The organism is Verticiella sediminum (assembly GCF_007558815.1).
Taxonomy (GTDB): Bacteria; Pseudomonadota; Gammaproteobacteria; order Burkholderiales; family Burkholderiaceae_B; genus Verticiella; species Verticiella sediminum.
This window is the reverse complement of the sequence record NZ_VLTJ01000008.1, coordinates 25,989-42,348: the sequence shown is the minus strand read 5'-3', so window position 1 is coordinate 42,348 and position 16,360 is coordinate 25,989. Positions and strand designations below refer to the sequence as shown.

The 16,360-nt window shown below is 56.7% G+C and carries 17 protein-coding genes and 3 pseudogenes; 13 read left to right on the top strand and 7 right to left on the bottom strand.

Translation table 11 applies throughout. The annotated features are described in order from the left end of the window. Nucleotides 1–893: 893 nt before the first annotated feature. Complete coding sequence (locus FOZ76_RS05340) at nucleotides 894–1,478, bottom strand: PDDEXK family nuclease (RefSeq protein WP_143947106.1); 585 nt, start codon at nucleotides 1,476–1,478, stop codon at nucleotides 894–896. Continuing rightward, nucleotides 1,475–1,711 carry a helix-turn-helix domain-containing protein gene (locus tag FOZ76_RS05335; RefSeq protein WP_143947105.1) on the bottom strand — a complete coding sequence of 79 codons (237 nt, stop codon included), beginning with the start codon at nucleotides 1,709–1,711 and terminating at the stop codon, nucleotides 1,475–1,477. The genes FOZ76_RS05340 and FOZ76_RS05335 overlap by 4 nt, the downstream gene beginning before the upstream one ends. 158 nt (nucleotides 1,712–1,869) lie before the next feature. Here FOZ76_RS05335 and FOZ76_RS05330 point away from each other — a divergent pair, with 158 nt between their 5' ends. Then, nucleotides 1,870–2,763, top strand: a complete 894-nt coding sequence (locus FOZ76_RS05330; RefSeq protein WP_246129313.1) for a DNA-methyltransferase — start codon at nucleotides 1,870–1,872, stop codon at nucleotides 2,761–2,763. 105 nt (nucleotides 2,764–2,868) lie between these two features. On the opposite strand, the pseudogene FOZ76_RS05325 reads toward FOZ76_RS05330, so the two are convergent. Next, nucleotides 2,869–2,991 (bottom strand): annotated as a pseudogene (locus FOZ76_RS05325) (DUF736 domain-containing protein); the annotation flags it as partial. 1,044 nt (nucleotides 2,992–4,035) lie between these two features. Between FOZ76_RS05325 and FOZ76_RS27880 the strand changes: the two are divergent. Beyond that, entirely contained in the window at nucleotides 4,036–4,278 is a 243-nt protein-coding gene (locus FOZ76_RS27880; protein WP_246129301.1) for a GNAT family N-acetyltransferase, read from the top strand. Between the two features lie 107 nt (nucleotides 4,279–4,385). Here FOZ76_RS27880 and FOZ76_RS05310 read toward each other — a convergent pair whose 3' ends face one another. The 3 genes and pseudogenes from FOZ76_RS05310 to FOZ76_RS05300 all read right to left on the bottom strand — a co-directional run. Next, complete coding sequence (locus FOZ76_RS05310) at nucleotides 4,386–5,222, bottom strand: hypothetical protein (protein WP_143947104.1); 837 nt, start codon at nucleotides 5,220–5,222, stop codon at nucleotides 4,386–4,388. 208 nt (nucleotides 5,223–5,430) lie between these two features. Next, nucleotides 5,431–5,642: pseudogene (locus FOZ76_RS05305) on the bottom strand (hypothetical protein). 16 nt (nucleotides 5,643–5,658) lie between these two features. After that, a pseudogene (locus tag FOZ76_RS05300) lies at nucleotides 5,659–6,366 on the bottom strand (chromosome partitioning protein ParB); the annotation flags it as partial. 187 nt (nucleotides 6,367–6,553) lie between these two features. Between FOZ76_RS05300 and FOZ76_RS05295 the strand changes: the two are divergent. Together FOZ76_RS05295 and FOZ76_RS27405 are read left to right on the top strand one after the other, a co-directional pair. Continuing rightward, entirely contained in the window at nucleotides 6,554–7,681 is a 1,128-nt protein-coding gene (locus tag FOZ76_RS05295; protein ID WP_143947103.1) for a site-specific integrase, read from the top strand. A 61-nt stretch (nucleotides 7,682–7,742) separates the two neighbouring features. After that, complete coding sequence (locus FOZ76_RS27405) at nucleotides 7,743–8,369, top strand: hypothetical protein (protein WP_170235301.1); 627 nt, start codon at nucleotides 7,743–7,745, stop codon at nucleotides 8,367–8,369. Nucleotides 8,370–9,046: 677 nt separating this feature from the next. On the opposite strand, the gene FOZ76_RS05285 is transcribed toward FOZ76_RS27405, so the two are convergent. Continuing rightward, complete coding sequence (locus FOZ76_RS05285; protein WP_246129300.1) at nucleotides 9,047–9,784, bottom strand: metallophosphoesterase; 738 nt, start codon at nucleotides 9,782–9,784, stop codon at nucleotides 9,047–9,049. A 373-nt stretch (nucleotides 9,785–10,157) separates the two neighbouring features. On the opposite strand from FOZ76_RS05285, the gene FOZ76_RS05280 reads away from it, so the two are divergent. The 9 genes from FOZ76_RS05280 to FOZ76_RS05240 all read left to right on the top strand — a co-directional run bounded on the left by FOZ76_RS05280 (nucleotide 10,158) and on the right by FOZ76_RS05240 (nucleotide 16,001). After that, nucleotides 10,158–10,427, top strand: coding sequence for a hypothetical protein (locus tag FOZ76_RS05280; protein ID WP_143947102.1), 270 nt, complete (start codon nucleotides 10,158–10,160; stop codon nucleotides 10,425–10,427). Next, nucleotides 10,424–11,434: a hypothetical protein gene (locus tag FOZ76_RS05275; protein ID WP_143947101.1), complete on the top strand. Its 1,011-nt coding sequence runs from the start codon at nucleotides 10,424–10,426 to the stop codon at nucleotides 11,432–11,434. The genes FOZ76_RS05280 and FOZ76_RS05275 overlap by 4 nt, the downstream gene beginning before the upstream one ends. Then, the gene (locus tag FOZ76_RS05270) at nucleotides 11,431–11,973 is read left to right on the top strand and encodes a plasmid mobilization relaxosome protein MobC (protein ID WP_143947100.1); all 543 of its coding nucleotides are present in this window, start codon (nucleotides 11,431–11,433) and stop codon (nucleotides 11,971–11,973) included. The genes FOZ76_RS05275 and FOZ76_RS05270 overlap by 4 nt, the downstream gene beginning before the upstream one ends. Next, a complete protein-coding gene (locus tag FOZ76_RS05265) occupies nucleotides 11,970–12,965 on the top strand; it encodes a relaxase/mobilization nuclease domain-containing protein (RefSeq protein ID WP_143947099.1) in 996 nt (331 codons plus the stop codon). The genes FOZ76_RS05270 and FOZ76_RS05265 overlap by 4 nt, the downstream gene beginning before the upstream one ends. A 27-nt stretch (nucleotides 12,966–12,992) precedes the next feature. Next, nucleotides 12,993–13,250 (top strand): hypothetical protein, encoded by a 258-nt coding sequence (locus FOZ76_RS05260; protein WP_143947098.1) that lies wholly within the window; start codon nucleotides 12,993–12,995, stop codon nucleotides 13,248–13,250. A 257-nt stretch (nucleotides 13,251–13,507) separates the two neighbouring features. Continuing rightward, a complete protein-coding gene (virB5, locus tag FOZ76_RS05255) occupies nucleotides 13,508–14,233 on the top strand; it encodes a P-type DNA transfer protein VirB5 (RefSeq protein WP_143947097.1) in 726 nt (241 codons plus the stop codon). Between the two features lie 10 nt (nucleotides 14,234–14,243). Continuing rightward, nucleotides 14,244–14,690, top strand: coding sequence for a hypothetical protein (locus FOZ76_RS05250; protein WP_143947096.1), 447 nt, complete (start codon nucleotides 14,244–14,246; stop codon nucleotides 14,688–14,690). After that, nucleotides 14,687–14,947 carry an EexN family lipoprotein gene (locus FOZ76_RS05245; protein ID WP_143947095.1) on the top strand — a complete coding sequence of 87 codons (261 nt, stop codon included), beginning with the start codon at nucleotides 14,687–14,689 and terminating at the stop codon, nucleotides 14,945–14,947. The genes FOZ76_RS05250 and FOZ76_RS05245 overlap by 4 nt, the downstream gene beginning before the upstream one ends. A 1-nt stretch (nucleotide 14,948) precedes the next feature. Further along, entirely contained in the window at nucleotides 14,949–16,001 is a 1,053-nt protein-coding gene (locus FOZ76_RS05240; RefSeq protein WP_143947094.1) for a TrbL/VirB6 family protein, read from the top strand. Nucleotides 16,002–16,360: the final 359 nt, after the last annotated feature.

Sequence of the window (16,360 nt, the reverse complement as noted above, 5' to 3'; positions counted from 1 at the left end):
TGATACTTGCGCGGCCGTGCGACTGCCTCGCGCGGCGAGGAAAAACGTGGGTATAATCGTCCGCTTTCCTTGGCGCTGCAGGGCGGTTTGCTCGCATTGCGGTGCGGATGCTGGCGCGATGGATGGCGGACGGAGGTCTCGAGCAGTTTCTTCTGCGCGGTCCGGTCTGCCCCCGGGAGGCGCTTTCTGCGAAAGCGCGCCAGGCAAAGGTTTAGAATGAATGATCGCAGGCGGTTAGCCGGAAGCTCGCTTCCCGGCTTGCGGTCAAGCAGGAGCCGACGGTGGTCTTGGCAGCTCCTGACAGGTAGTAAGAGGTAGTAGTTTGTTGTAGACTGCTTTACGATTTTGCCCGGGTGGTGAAATTGGTAGACGCAGGGGACTCAGACCAAATTTGAGCCCTCCGGGGGAAACCCCAGAGGTGAAGCCCGTCAAACTCGGTGAAGGCCCTGGACGCAAGTCCGAGCTAATGCCGAGCCAAGCCCTGGGGCCGAAAGGTTCTTCGGAAGGTGTAGAGAGCAGACGGCGGGCACCTAAGGCCGAAAGGCTAGGGTGAAGGCGTGCTCCAGACCACGAACGTCGTGCATCGCATGGCGGCGGCGAAAGCCGAAGTGGGAAGAAAATCCCCCGCCGCAAGGCGTGCCGGTTCGATTCCGGCCCCGGGCACCACCACAAGAGAAAGCCGTTCCTGCGATTGCGGGAACGGCTTTTTAAGTTCAGGTTCGGCTCTACCCCATAAACGGGGATGAGCCTCGGCTTCCGCTGAACGCCTAGTTCATCGACGGCTGCTCTCTGACTCATCAGATGCGGCCAAGAGCACATCCGCTTGGTCAAGGAACGTTGCAAGTTCACGCTGCTTGCCAACGCTCTCTAACGCAACAAAGCCTGTTCCTAATCTACACTTCATCTGGCTCAAAGCCACCCGCATCTGCAGGGGTCCTGGGCTTACGCTTGTTCGTCGCAGTTCTTTTTCGCTTCACCGACAAGTCGGGCTCAGTGCCATAGACCAGCTTTCCGCATCCCATTACATATTTGACTGGTATCTTGGGGTTGTTGATGTCTTTTTCGCCCTCCGCATGCCACTTCTCTTCCCACTTATTGAAATAAAATTCAAGATCGGTTGGTTCAAGCAAATAAACAGACTGAAGGGCGATGTTTCGATAGGCTGCGAATACCCACGGCACCTTCCGGTACTTGGCTATAATGACGGGGTTCATGTGATGGTGCGTGGAAAAACCATGCGTCAGTTCAATGTTGACTGACTTCAGTTCGTATTCCCGCCCCGACGGGTCTATTGCGTCATTGCCTTCCCGCCCCGGCAAGATTTTCAAGCCTAGCAGGAGGAGAACTTGCAACAGTTTTCCCCCGTTATCCTGAAAAACATCATCAATCCCATGCTTTGTAGCGAGGGTTTGATACTCCTGTACTGCTGGCCAGATCTCGAGTAGACGTTGGTAATCGTTGTGTGGCTTCAAAGTCACTTCTGCGGTTCCTCCAATAGTGACGCAGGAGAAACTCCGAGTGCTTTTGCCAGTCGCTCGATGTTGTCGATGGAGATGTTGCGTTCACCGCGCTCCACTGACCCCACATAGGTTCGGTGAAGGCCTGCAGCATCAGCCAGGGCCTCCTGAGAAAGGCCGAGCGCCTCCCGCGCCGTTCTCAGGTTCTTGGCGAAAAGCCTTCTTGCGCCTGAAGGGTTTATCTTCTTGCTCATTCACAAAATAATGAGCGCATGATGACAATGAATCTACAGACTATAAGTAGCAATCCATGCCAATGAAGCGTTTGAGAACCCCTGCTTATTACACCTTGAGGGGGGGCACCTACATCGGGGACTCACGAGAACTGCTGGAGGAGCTTCCGGATAGCAGCGTGAACCTCGTCGTGACCAGCCCGCCGTTTGCCTTGCAGCGACAGAAGGAATACGGAAATCTTGACCAGCACGAGTACATCGACTGGTTCTTGGAGTTTGGCCGAATCGTCCATCGCAAATTGCGGGATGATGGTAGCTTTGTCGTAGACTTTGGTGGCGCCTACATGAAAGGCGTTCCTGCGCGTAGCCTCTACAATTTTCGAGTTCTGATACGCATGGTCGATGAACTAGGCTTCTTCCTTGCGGAAGATTTCTATTGGTTCAACCCGTCGAAGCTCCCTAGCCCTATTGAATGGGTGAACAAGCGCAAGTTGCGCGTTAAGGATTCAATCAACACGGTGTGGTGGTTCAGCAAAACGGAATGGCCTAAATCCGACATAACGAAGGTTCTCGCTCCCTACAGCGATCGGATGAAAAAGCTGATCGAAGACCCAGATAATTTCTATACACCCAAGATCCGCCCCTCCGGACATGACATCGGCAAGGGATTCGCCAAGGATAACGGTGGATCGATCCCCTCGAACCTGCTACAAATTTCAAATTCAGAATCCAATGGGCAGTACCTTTCAGGGTGCAAAACGGTAGGAATTAAAGGCCATCCCGCTCGCTTTCCCGCAAAGCTACCTGAATTTTTTATCCGAATGCTCACCGAGCCAGATGATTTAGTGATAGATATTTTCGGTGGATCCAACACCACAGGGAAAGTGGCAGAATCAGAGGGGCGTCGCTGGATGACTTTCGAAGCCTTGCCGGAGTACGTTGCAGCGTCTGCTTTTCGCTTTCTGGAAAAAGGGATAGACGCCGGGAAAATACAAGATCTGTACAACAAAATTGTTTCAGGGAAATCAGTGAATATAGAGGATTACCGCAAACAAACGGCTTTGGTGTTGTGATCATGCTGGAGGGATTCAAAAATAACAGCAACACCACTGCCCGACTATGATGGGCGGAGCGCTGCGGCCGTCCACCCGCCCGGGACCTATTCTGGAAGCGGAAGTCGGGGCATTCTCGCTGCTGCCCTTGTCGTTGGGAACCAGCTTGACCTTGACGTTCAGCGTCAGGGTGCGCAGCGTGCCGGTGAAGCCGTCTTTGTCTGCGGTGAAGGTGCCGACGTTGGCCATGATGTTTTCTCCTTTCGGTTGAACAAGGTTCGCGCCCATCGCGTCCTTGTTGTGATCCGGTCGGCGGGGGGACGGGCTGGCGGCACCGCTTGCGGTCGCAACGCAGTGAAGAACCGGGAGGCGAAAAGAATTTGTCCCGCGAGGAGCCGCGCAGCGGCGGGGAAATTGTTTTCGCCGGACGGTTGCAGCCATGAAGCCCGAGGCGCAGCCGCACCACCGCCAGGATTCACGACAAGACAAGGACTCCTTGGGCCGAACCGCTCCGAAAGGAGATGGTGCCGGCTCGGCATCCCCGCATGAAGGCTGCTCCGGTTCGCCCTCTGACGCGGGCCAGCCCCTCCCGACGACAGGCGAGAACGCCCCCTGCCGTACCTTGCGGCGCAAGTCTTGAGGCGTGGTGTGGAAACTCCATAGCGATGTCGGGCGGGTTGTCCGTGAACCGTCCTTCGTGACGTGATGGGTACGGACCGCCAGCGTCGAGGACGGCACGCATCCGCACAACCTGTCGCAGCAAGTGCCAGCGTGTTCGCAAACGCCTCGGCCATCGCGGCGGGACGCTGGCCGGGCCGAGGTGGCACACCGGTTCGGCAATATTGAGGGGCGCCAAGCCATGCGCGCGGCGGGGATAGCCCGCAGGGTTGCCCCTGGAGGCAAGCGAAGCGTGCAGCGCCACAGGCGTGAGGGCGTGAGGGATTGAAGCCGAATGGCCGTGACTATAACGGCGGCACGGGGCGAAGCCCGAAAGCCCGGCGGCGCACAGCGCCGACACGCATTGGCATCGGGAATCTCGCGCGCGGTAAACTGGCCCAGAAAACAGCAGAGGCGCGACATGAAGCATAGCGTTCGATTGGCCACATCTAACGATTTGGTCGCGGTGAAAACCATTGTGCAAGATGCGTATTCTCGCTATATCGAGCGCATTGGCCGCAAACCGGGGCCAATGCTCGACGACTATCATTCTCTGATTTGGGCTGAGCGCGTGTACGTAGCAGAAATGCGTGGCACGATTGCGCTATTCTCGTGCTTATTCCCCAGGACGACACAATGCTACTCGACAACATTGCTGTCGCACCGGAGGCCCAAGGCCAGGGCCTAGGCCGCAAGTTGCTCCACTTTGCTGAACGGCAAGCTATGGACGCCGGCTTTAACAATATTTGTCTCTATACCAATGAGGCAATGACCGAGAATCTTGGCCTGTATCTGCGCATCGGATACGTGGAAACACACCGTGCAGAGGACTGCGGCCTGCGCCGGGTATATATGAGAGAAAATATGAGTGACTGCTAGCGTCAACAGCGTTGGGGATTACGGGCTATTTCACAAGATTCCTAGGGCGACTGCAATCGACGTCTCGCTCGGCAGCGAACCGACCACTGGAGCGCTGCCGCACGTTGCTACCGAGCATCCAATTCGCTCAGTTCGGCGATAGATGAGGAAAACGTGTAGATGCCGTTGGTGACTCGGATGGCTTTCAGGCCATAGTCATTCGCCAAGTTTCTCGCGAAGCCGATATCCGTCGTGCTAGGCACCGGCACACCAGGAACAGGATCGTCTCGATGATTCTGTATGGTGTGGTTGTGAATCATGTAGCTGTATTCCCATCCGTCCTTGATAGCCTCTTGCACTATCTCCAGACCATAGACGGACTTAGGGGGAAACATGCCTAGACCGGCACCAAAAACAACCAGCAGCTCTTGGCGCCCCTCCCTGACTCGGGACAAAACAGACGCAATAAACTCCGTCGGCGCATCGATTTGAGAGAGACGCCGATTCTGCTCGGCAAATAGCAATGCATCCAGGCAACTGATCGGTTCAATTGCCCCTAACTTCAAACGATAGATTGTTTCGTTGTTGCGAATTTCCGCATCCCATATCCGCCTTTCTTTATCGTTCAAATTGGCGGGCACCTTCAAAGGAGGCTTTCTTGCGTCTATCCCCAATGATGCGATGTACCTTTGATATTCGAGTAAGCCCGCATCCTTAGGCAAAGAAGCGACGTTGAATTGCGCTGCACCCTCAAGTCGCCAAACCTTGAGCACAGCGCCATTATCGTCTTCAAGAACTTTTGCTTCAGATGGAAATGCGCACGCATTCTCCACCTTCATGATTGCGGACTTCGGGGAAGCAATGGCGTCTGCGCCATCAAACGGTTTTGACGCAGCAAGCACCACCGCGACCGGAAATAATGGAATCACGAAAAAGAACAGAAATCTTTTCAACAGTGCTTGCATGCGCTCCCTCGAACAAGCAGCGAAATGGAAAGAATAGCAAAGAGGCACCAATGCCCGGACACGAGCATGAAAGTCCGCCAGAGACGAGGACTTTCGGCGATTCGCTTTTGCTGTTGGCCTTGAACACCGGGCGCGGCCACTGCCGCGCCCGGCTTTTTGCGTCCACCGCGCCCAGGGCGGAACGGCCTGGGCGCGGTGCCGATCGCGGTTAGTCCTTCGTTTCGATGAGCCACCGCACGGCACACGGCAAGGCGTGGCCCGTGATGGGGTGGATGTCGGTGAGGTCGGCGCGGGCCGACCAGCCCGAGGGCGGGCGATAGCCGCGCACGTCGCCATCGCCGTGCCAGCGGGGCGGGCGCATACGGTGCCGGGCGCGTAGATCGCCGCCATGCGCGGGCGGCGGGTGGTGGTACGGGTCATGTGGGTGCGCCTCCTTTCAGCGAAGCGCCCCGGCCTCGACCAGGGCGCTTACCTTTGGCACAGATCGAGCGGCCAGCGCCCGGACGGGTTCATCCGCCACGGCCTCGGCATCTGCTGGGGCGTCCTGCGCCTGCGTTTCCTCGGGCGCAGCTTCCGGGCCGGGCCTGAAGATGGCGGGCATCCAACCCGTTCCCACTACCAGCCGTTCCGCTTCGCTGGCAATGTCGGATTTCTTGAGCTTCGCCAGTCGGTTGACGTGCTCCGGGGCGAACTCGCCCACGGCTCGCAGAATCGCGGTTTTCGGCACGTGTCGGAAATATTCCTCGGCGGTGGGCTGCCACCACGCGGCCATGTCCAGCCCCACGGCCTGCGCCAGTTCCGCGCCGGGCGGGTGCGCCGTGTCGCGGGGCGTCACCACGTCCACGGAAGCGGCCACGCATATCGCCAGCAGCCACACCAGTTCTTCCTGCGGCTTGGCGATTAGCGCATGGAACAGTTCCGTGCTGTCTTGGGGCAGGGTTTCTTGTGCGAGATACCGCAATTCGCGCAGTTCCACGGCGGCGAACGAGTCCGTGATATCCGGTGCCAAGTTTTCCAGCCGGTCTTGCACCGTGAGGCGCATGCCCAGGGGCAAGTGATGGCTTGGATACCAGCCTTCCCTCAAGGCGGTCTGCACCATGCCATGCACCGGCGCCGCCAGCGCGATGTGCGGATGCCGGGGGACTCAAAATCCCCCGCCGCAAGGCGTGCCGGTTCGATTCCGGCCCCGGGAACCACTCAAAAATCCTCTGAAAATTCAAACGTTTAGAAGATTTCGCAGTACAAGCCCCGCACCGGGGGATTCCCCTAAAATTGTGGTCAGGTACAGTTTCGGTACAGTGATGCGGCGCTAGCCTCATACCGGAGTACGCATGGCTACGATTGTTAAGACTTCCTCGGGCACTTGGAAAGCCCTCATCCGCAAGACAGGCTGGCCGGCCACGGCCAAGTCGTTCCGCACCAAACGGGACGCCGAAGACTGGGCGCGCCGTACCGAAGACGAAATGGTGCGCGGCGTATATATCCAGCGGGCGCCGGCCGAGCGCATGACCGTCGAAGCGGCGCTGACCCGCTACCTCAAGGAAGTCACGCCCACCAAGCGGGCCTCGACGCAGGCCGGCGAGCACAAGAAGGCACAGGTCATCATCCGCCATCTTGGCAAGTATTCGCTGGCCGCCCTGAACGCCGAGATCGTGGCGCAGTTCCGCGACACGCGACTGGCCGGCGACCCGGACAAGCATGGCAAGCTACAACCTCGCAGTAACAACACGGTGCGCTTGGAACTGGCGCTGCTGGGCCACCTATTCACCGTCGCGATCAAAGAATGGGGCATCGGCCTGCCCTTCAATCCAGTGTCCAACATTCGCCGCCCTGCCCCCGGCTCGGGCCGCAACCGGCGATTGAATCCCGAAGAACAGAACCGTCTACTGCAAGCCGTCGATAAGCACTCGAACCCGATGTTCGGCTGGATCGTCCGCATTGCCGTCCAGACCGGCATGCGGCTGTCCGAGATTGCGACGCTGCGTATTCGGCAAGTGGACATCGAGCGGCGCGTCGTCCGGCTGGAACATACCAAGAACTCTTCGCCTCGCACCGTCCCACTGACTGCCGAGGCGACGCGCGTGTTCACCGAGGCGCTTGCCAACCCCTTGCGCCCTGCCGAAACCGAATTGGTGTTCTTTGGCGAACCCGGCAGGGATGGCATCCGCCGACCCTACCTGTTTGATAAAGCGTGGACCGACGCCAAGCGAGCAGCGGGCCTTGAAGACTTCCGCTTTCACGATTTGCGGCACGAGGCTGTCAGCCGGTTCGTGGAAGCCGGATTGAGCGATCAGGAGGTGTCGGCCATCAGCGGCCACAAGTCGATGCAGATGCTCAAGCGCTATACGCATCTACGGGCCGAAGACCTGGTGCAGAAGCTGGACCGCCTCGCGCGGCGCGCGCCGGCCGCTTCTAAACAACGAAGTGAAGCCGACTCCAAAACAGAGAGCAACGCATAATCGCTCCATCGCGTTGCCATAATGAATAACCGATTGTCTTAACCTACAGAGGAAGCTAGTTTTGCATACCGCTATCAAGATCGTCGCCATCAGCAGCCTTGCTCTTACCCTTGCCGCATGCGGCAGCGCCAAGGACGCCAACAAGAGCAACTTCAGCAAGGCCATACAGGCGTACCTGGACACTCAGAAGGGCCTATGCGCAGCGATTCCTGCAAAGGGCTTGCCGTTCACCCTGGCGAATCAAGACATGCTGGGCGGTCAGAACAAGAAGCGCGCCGACGCGTTGGTCGATGCCGGGCTGCTGACGAAGCGAGACACCGAAGTCAAGGCCATGTTCGGCAACAAGATGGAGCCGGCCACCGAGTACCAAGTCACGGACACCGGCAAGAAATTCCTCGTCGCCAACGGCGCCAATACGCTGGCTGGACAAGATGCCTTCTGCACCGGCAAGTACACCGTTGTGGAAGTGGACAACTTCACTGAACCGAGCGACATGATGGGCGTAAAGCTGTCGCAGGTGAACTACCGCTACAAGGTAGACGGTGCAGATGACTGGGCCAAATCGGAAGGCATGCGTGCCAATTACAAGAATTTTGCGGAACAGACTCAGGGAGATATACAGGGCAAGGCGGCTGTCATCCTGACCAACGACGGGTGGATGCACGAGCGCCTGTTCAAGCGCGGATAAACAGCGCTGAATCAGCGCCAAAACGGGAGGCCTTTCACTAATGCGTGAAGGGCTTTTTTCTTATGGACTACTGCATCAGTGTCCCGACATGCCCGGATGGGGCCTGTAATACTCTCGCATCCTGCGACGTAGCTGCTCGATACATGGATTTTTCATTGGGCCGGCCCTACCTAAATCTCAAAAAATGGCATAGCCAACCTAATGCCCCCGTGGTGGGTACACCAAGAAACGAGGAACGGAGTGACCCGCATCAGGCCATTCGGAACATTCATATTTTGTGGATGTAGCGCCAGACAGCGCAATCGACTACATCGCAAATGCCGCCTTGATACTCACTTTATCAGGTGCTTGTTATCGTACAGCGAGACGGGGTAGAGCCAGTTTCTTTCCCGAACTGGTTAGGTATCCACCATTCGCCTGTTTATCCTGCCGGAGTCCGGAGCGAGACCTGAGCATCAAGGGTGCAGATATGGGTTTAATGTCGTTGAATGGTTTTAAGCTGGTAGTGACAACGCTAGCCAGCCTTGCTAGGATGTGATTGCGAGTCTGGTTCCTAGCAGGTATCTGCGAGAATTAGAGTACCGAAGCCCCGTGATTCTGTCACGGGGCTTTTGTACATTTATCGCCGGACCAGTCATTTTTAGACGTACGAAACGTCGACAACGGAAAAAATCTAATTACCGTGATGGCAGTTTCAACGTATGCAGGTCCAGCAACGTAAAGCGACCAGCATCCTGCCATCCCCCGGTATCAATGTAATAGACATTGCCGAGTTTCATGGGCTTGCGCAGGGTCATATGTCCATGAACCACCGCGCGTACGTTGCGAACTGGTTGGGCGTACTGCGCTCGATAACGGTCTATTGACCACAGACAGGCGTTTTCATCCTCCTGGCTGAAGCCATCGCCATGAATAGCGTACCAATCGTCGTAGGGGAAGTCGGCGTGAACCATTCCGACCAAGCCAAGCGGTGTTTCCACCTCGATAGCCAGCGGCAACGCACTCAAGCAAGCCGCAATGCGCTCGCGTATATCGCTCACACAGGCATCTAACCATTCGCCGCCGTGGGCACGGTGATCGAGGTCCGGAATCGGGTTGCCTATTGCCCGTCGCAACGTCATCAGGTCATGATTCCCACAGATCGCATGAAACCATGGGCGTTCCAGCCATTTCAGTACATCTGGGGATTCAGGCCCTCTGTCCACCAAATCCCCCACGGAAAACAACCTGTCCCTTTCGGGTGCAAACTTGACGGCGGCGAGCGCAGCATCGAGCCGACCAAAATGACCGTGAATGTCACCCACGGCGAAATCACGGCCATCAGTATTCAAGGGAAAGCGCTGGACTCGGGCGTTACCGACGTCATTCCTAATTTCCATGCAACTCCATAGCGACTCGTCCTGCATATCTTTCATGATACTTGGACTTTAGGGCTGCATGAAGCCAAAACGGTGATCTAGCCACAATCAACCGAAGTTCCGGCTCAACGTGCGACGAAGCTTTCGTCGTTGGAAATTTTCCACAAAATTTTTCATACGCAAACACGATTCCAGCGCTGAACAGTAGCCATTCCTAAGCCCTCGTCTAAATCGTTGATTCCCAAGTTTATTTGATGCGACTCGAGCATTTGTGAAAATCCAATATGCCCTATCTTGGCATTTGGCGACACCCAAATTTGGTTTCCGCCGATACTCTATTTTGGTCTTTTAAATCAATGACTTAACTTTGACATCCATGCTCACACAGTAAAGAATGGCATTACCTACTGTGAACTTGTGAGGCATATGAATGACTACTGGAGAATACTTGCTGGGACGGTTTGGGCCGCTGATGAGCATCGTTGATGTTGCCACATTGCTGGGCCGATCTCCCGATGGCGTCCGCGTGGCGCTTTATGCAGATACTGATTTTTCGCGCAGGATGAAACCCGCGATGCTGAGGGTCGGCCGCCGGCTCTATTTCCGGACCTTGCAGGTCACGGAAGCACTGAGCCTGGAGCAACCTACAGACGACGAAACCATGCCTGCTGCGGCCTCGACGAAAGGGCCACGTGCATGAGTCGACAAAGAACCGTCAGCGACCAGATATGGCGCTCCAATCGCATGTCGGGCTTTACAGAAGAAGACAGATATGCGCTGCTCTACTTTCTGACTTCGCCATTCAGCAATGTCATCGGCGCGTATGAAGTCGTCATTCGCATTGCAGCTTCGGAAATGGGTTGGGACCCCGACTCACAACTGATGCCAGTGATGCGTCGTCTCGTCGATGCTGGCATCTTGGATTTTGACCCTCAGGCGAATTACATCTGGGTCAAAGATTGGTGGGACCATCACTCAGCCAAGATGGCAGTGGCCACGACGCTTAGGACAAAAACACTCGAACAGATTGAGGCACTACCTCATGGCTGGCGTGACGCATACGTGAGTGACTTTATCAATCGCCTGCCTGTCGGCGACCCCCTGCGCAAAACAGTAGCGAAAGCCCTCTCATACGGTCCATATAGGCTATCGACACCCTATGCAGAACCCGACGACGGTCGGATGCCCATTTCGGCATGTGCAAAGGACCTCCATAGAAATCAATCACTTAATGAAGGGCATACCCTAGGGATAGCCTATCCCGAGGCTATGGACAGAGGCCCGGGTAACACTACTACTAACACTAACCTTATCTATAACCCTACTACTACGAGAGCCGACGACGGCCTGCATTACCCTAGAGCGCTCGTTACCGCTGAAAAGATGTCGATCCAAAATCTGCTTACCGACGTCCCATTAGCTGATGCGCAGGCGTTACTTGACGAACTGGAAGGGGCGATCAAGAAACCCGGGACCATCCAAAAATCAAAGGTCGCGTATTTCAAAGGACTCCTTAACAATCACCGCAAGGGTGGCTTCGTGCCGGCCGCAGGCATCCTGGTCGCAACAAGAAGAAGGGAACATCTGACAGCGACCCATGATGCGTCGCGCGCATCGGATTCGGTGCCGCTCAGTAAGGCTGAAACTCAAGCCCAGATTCAAAACCTCAAGGCCCAGTTGAGCATACACACGAGGATGCCGAAATGAAAAACGACAAGGCCACCCTCAGTGTTCGACTAAATGGCGATCTAAAGCAGCGTTGGCAGGCGTTCTGCGCCCGCCAAGACACCAACCCCAGCGATGCACTGCGACAGATCATCGTGCGGCTGCTCAACGGCATATCCGCTCACGATTCGACCAAGCCGTCAGCGTATGAGCAACCGGACACCTCACGCCGCCGCATGGAAGTCCGCCTGACCGAAACGGAATATGCACGCATCGAGACACTGGCCTTCCAGCAGGGCATGTCAGCCAATCGCTGGGTCATTCACCTGATACGCGCCAATCTCAGCGGCGAACCGCAGTTTGGCATGTTAGAGCTGCGAACGCTGGGCGAATCGAATTCGAGGCTGCTTGCCATCGGCCGCAACCTTAACCAGATCGCCCGGCACATGAACGCAGTACGTACGCTGGAGACGGTAGTCACTGCCGAGCGTATCGACACACTGACCCGTCACATCAAAACCCATACCGCGCGGGTGGCAGACATCATGCGCGCCAACATTGACCGCTGGAGGTTGGAATGAGTCGAGTCATTGATGGGATTCTGAAAGACTGGGGCGAACGCATCTATACCAAGCCGGTCACCAGTCAAGGGACAAAGCACACAGTGACGCGGTCACGCACGTCGCCGCCGTCCAAGCCGCTGCTGTTGACCGGTAGCGCTCGCGTTCGGGACAAGTTGATGCTGACCACCCGCAAAGCGCCCGAAGTCATGGTGAAGATCTCCGGCGGGGGCAAAGGCATCGCGCAGGTCAAAGCGCACCTCGACTACATATCGCGCAACGGCCTGGTAGAACTGGAGAACGAAGACGGCGAAATCATCCTTGGCCGTGAGGCGGTGCAGGACGTGCGCGACGAATGGAAAAGCGGCCAGTATGGCTTGCCTGACAACGGCTCGCGCCGCGAAACGTTCAATATCGTGCTGTCCATGCCCCCTGGCACCGACCGGCGCGCAGTCAATGATGCCATCCGTGCATTCGCGAAAGCAGAGTTCGGCGACAACCATGCGTATGTCTTCGCCATTCATGACGATGAAGCGCATCCCCACGGCCACCTTTGCGTCAAGGCGCTGGGCCTCGACGGCAGCCGGCTCAATCCGAGAAAAGCCGACCTGCAACGATGGAGAGAACGCTTCGCCGAAGCGCTGCGTGAACAAGGCATTGAGGCCAACGCCACACCGCGCAGGGCACGGTCACACCCGCGCGTTACCGTCAAGCAGGCGACGCGACATGCCGCCAAGCGTGGCAAGAGCACCAAAGCGACCGAGTGGGAACAGCGCAGGCGTTCCGGCGTTTCACGCGCGATCAGGAATGGCTACGGGCACATCGCAAAAGCCTTGGCCACTGGTGACGACAAGGACAAATCGCTTGCCCTGAAAATTGTCCGGTTCCTTGATCCCACGCAGGACGGGAAGCGACAGGCTCCACAACATAGCCAGAGCAACACCGAAGCGACCAAGGACGCCCAGCGACTGGATAAGACCCACCGTTCAGGCAAAGACGACCTGAGCCGTTAACTTGATTGCGCAAGAAGGACCATAAAGATGGCTTTACGCTACGACGCCCTGCAAGACTACTGCGATGATCCATCGCGCACTGGTGACGTGCAGGTCATCCTGTATGCGCACTACTGGAAGGGCTTTGCCTTGGCCGTACAGAACGGCACTACAGAGTATCCCGTCATGGATGACAAGGGCCAGCCGTTCCGATTCCGAACAGTAGAAATGGCATTGGCGGAACTGGCGAATATCTCGTACCTGTCCGACCGCATCATCATTGACCGCCGTATGTGGTGGCCGTAGTCGGGAAGCTACTTTGCATTAACCGTAAGTACAATCAACTTCGGTTGTACCTTTAACCAACACGAACGTTGCACCGCCCCAAGGACGCATAGCGTACCGGGTGCCGACCCGAAAAGAAGGGTTCCGACCGCCGAGAGCAGATCGGCCGCTTAGTCGCCCCAAGAACGCATAGCCGTACTGGGCGCGGTCCCTGAACAGACCGACAGACCGGACAGCACGGTCCTACGTTCGCCCTCAACCTCTCAGGAGTGGCGAACATGAAGAAATTATCAGTCTTTTGCATTCTGGCCGTGGGCATTGCCGCGTCGTCGGCCGCCCTCGCACAAATCCCCGTGACGGATGGCGCTTCCATCGCTAAGAGCGTGGAAAACCAGATCGAAACGATGGCGAAGTGGAAGATGCAGTACGACCAGATGGTCAGCCAAATCGACCAGATGAAGCAGCAATACGCTGCGGTTACTGGCGCACGCGGCATGGGCGAACTGTTCAACAACCCGCAGTTGCGGGATTACCTGCCGCAAGACTGGCAGGGTGTCTATGACTCCGTCAAGTCAGGCGGCTATGCCGGCTTGAGCGGGCGCGCGGAATCCATCTACAACGAAAACAACGTGTATGACGCATGCACCGGCTTTGCCTCGACGGAGCAGCGCACGAACTGCGAAGCCCAAGCCGTCAAAGGCGCGCAAGACAAAGCCTTTGCGCTCGACGCCTACGACGCGGCGAAGAACCGCCTTAGCCAAATCGACCAGTTGATGCAGCAAATCAACCAAACCCAAGACCCGAAGGCTATCGCTGAACTGCAAGGCCGTATCGCGGCCGAGCAAGCCATGATTCAGAACGAGCAGACCAAGCTACAGATGTACCAAATGGTCGCGGCAGCCGAAGATCGCCTACAGCAACAACGGCAGAAGGAGATCAACGCAAAGATTGTCGATCAGCGGGGCTACCCCACTCTTCAAGTCTTCAACCCGCTTGCACGCTAAGGAGGAAATCATGGTTCCGTTCTATGCAATCACACTTGTTCCGGTGGTAACGCTATGCCTTGCCATCTATCGCTTTTGGTCTTGCGCTCGCCGCCTAAGCCCCGAGTATTACCGCGAGCTTATGCGACGTGCTCCGCTCATGAAAGCACTTGATGTCGTGGCGATGGGGATGGCCGCATTCACGGCCTACTACGCAGCGATGGGATGGTTTGGATTCACGCTGCCGTTCATTGATGACGAACCGCTCCCATCTTGGATGAACATCCTCCTGTCTGCCGTCACATCGCTTGCCTGCATCGGCATCGTTTGGACAAATGCGCCAAACCGCTTCACACAGCCAACGTGGGGCGGCATGCGCGAAAGCGTTGTGCGAACCCTTGCAGCGCTACGCATTATTGAAGCCGCCGAAGTGGCCCACGCACTCGAGATCATCCACGCACGTGAGGTGAAAAAATGAAAAAGATCATTCTCCCTTTGCTCGTAACTTCCGCACTCTCGGCGTGCGGCGAAAACACGCCGCTTCAAACCGTCGATTGGTACAAGACCCACGAAACCGACCGCAAGGCGATGATCGCGAAATGCGAAGCCAACCCCGGCGAGCTTTCCGCGTCCGCCAACTGCATCAACGCCAAGACAGCAGAAAACCACCTTTCCGTCGATAAGCGCAGCTACCCCGACCTAACTCCTATCAACCCACTCCAGGGAGGGGAATAGCATGGAATTTGCACTATTCCAGTGGATAGGCAGCAGCCTCGATGCGATGCTCAACACCTTCGTATCGGAAACCGCTTCGAACGTCATCCTCGGCTTTCAAATGTTGATGCTGACCGGCGTTACGCTATATATCACCTTGACCGGCTACGCCATCAGCACTGGCGCAGTGGAAGCGCCGTTCCATACGTTCATCAAGCAGTGCATAAAGATCCTCATCATCACAGCATTCTGCATGACAGCCGACTCCTACACGACGACAATTGTGTCGGCTGTCCAAGGATTGGAGACCGGCCTCGCCGACATCATGTCAACGTCCAACGCCCAGGCAACGAGTATCTATCAAGTACTGGACAATTCGACTGACAAGGGTCTGAATGTCGCTTATGACATGCTGGGCAAAATTGCGAAGCGCGAGTTCTACGAGATCGGCCAGATGTTTTGGGATGCACTCAACGCGCTCCTAATGGCTACCGCGGTGTTCCTTATCCACCTGCCAGCAGCGGCCACCATCATCCTCGCCAAGCTAGGCCTTGGCGTTCTGCTGGGCCTCGGCCCGTTGTTCGTCGCCGCCTTGATGTTCCCGATCACCGCAAAATGGTTCGACAAGTGGTTTGAACAGGTGTTGGCATACATCCTTGAGATTGCCATCACGATGGTCATCGTTTCGGTGGGCGTGGCACTATTCAAGGAACTTTTCGACAAGGTAATGAGCACGGGCACCGACCAACCCATCGGTACATTCTTCCTTATCATTGCGCTTGCCGCAGTCGTTTTCTTTGCATTAAGAAAAACGAGCGGGCTGGGGGCTAGGTTGGCAGGCGGCATCGCCTTTGAAGCCGTCACGTTCAGGAACATGGCGCAGGGAATCGGCAACGTCGTGAACCCGAAGACAACTCGTCGCGATATGCAGTCTGGCATGATGGTCACAGCGGGCCGCAGCAACCACATGATTGCAGGCAATACCATGTGGAACCCGGCCTATCGTCAGCACGTCTTGCAGAACATGGGCAAGCACTGGGGACCGGCAACCGGCGGTTCAGTCAACGGCAAGTGACGTTCGTGTTGATATCCACATTGGCCTTGCCATCAGCAAGGCCTTTTCATTTGTCGCCGCGCATGCCTCCGCGCTTCGCTTGGGCAACCCCTTCGGTTGCATCCCGCGTCCGTTCTTGCCGGACTGGCAGCGGGGGCAGGCCCAGCGGCTTTGCCTTGTTCCTCCCCCTTGCCGACAGGCTGCATGGCTTCCAGATGCATCAAGGGTGAAGGCTACGCCCGATATCCTCGCCCGTTCCCTACGCTTTGCTTCGGGCTGCGGCCTCCGGTGCCGCCCTTGACTCATCTTCCAGCCAAACTAGCAGGACTGAATGCTCGCAATGTTCTTTAGTTGCGCAGATGACGGGTCAAGGGGTTGGT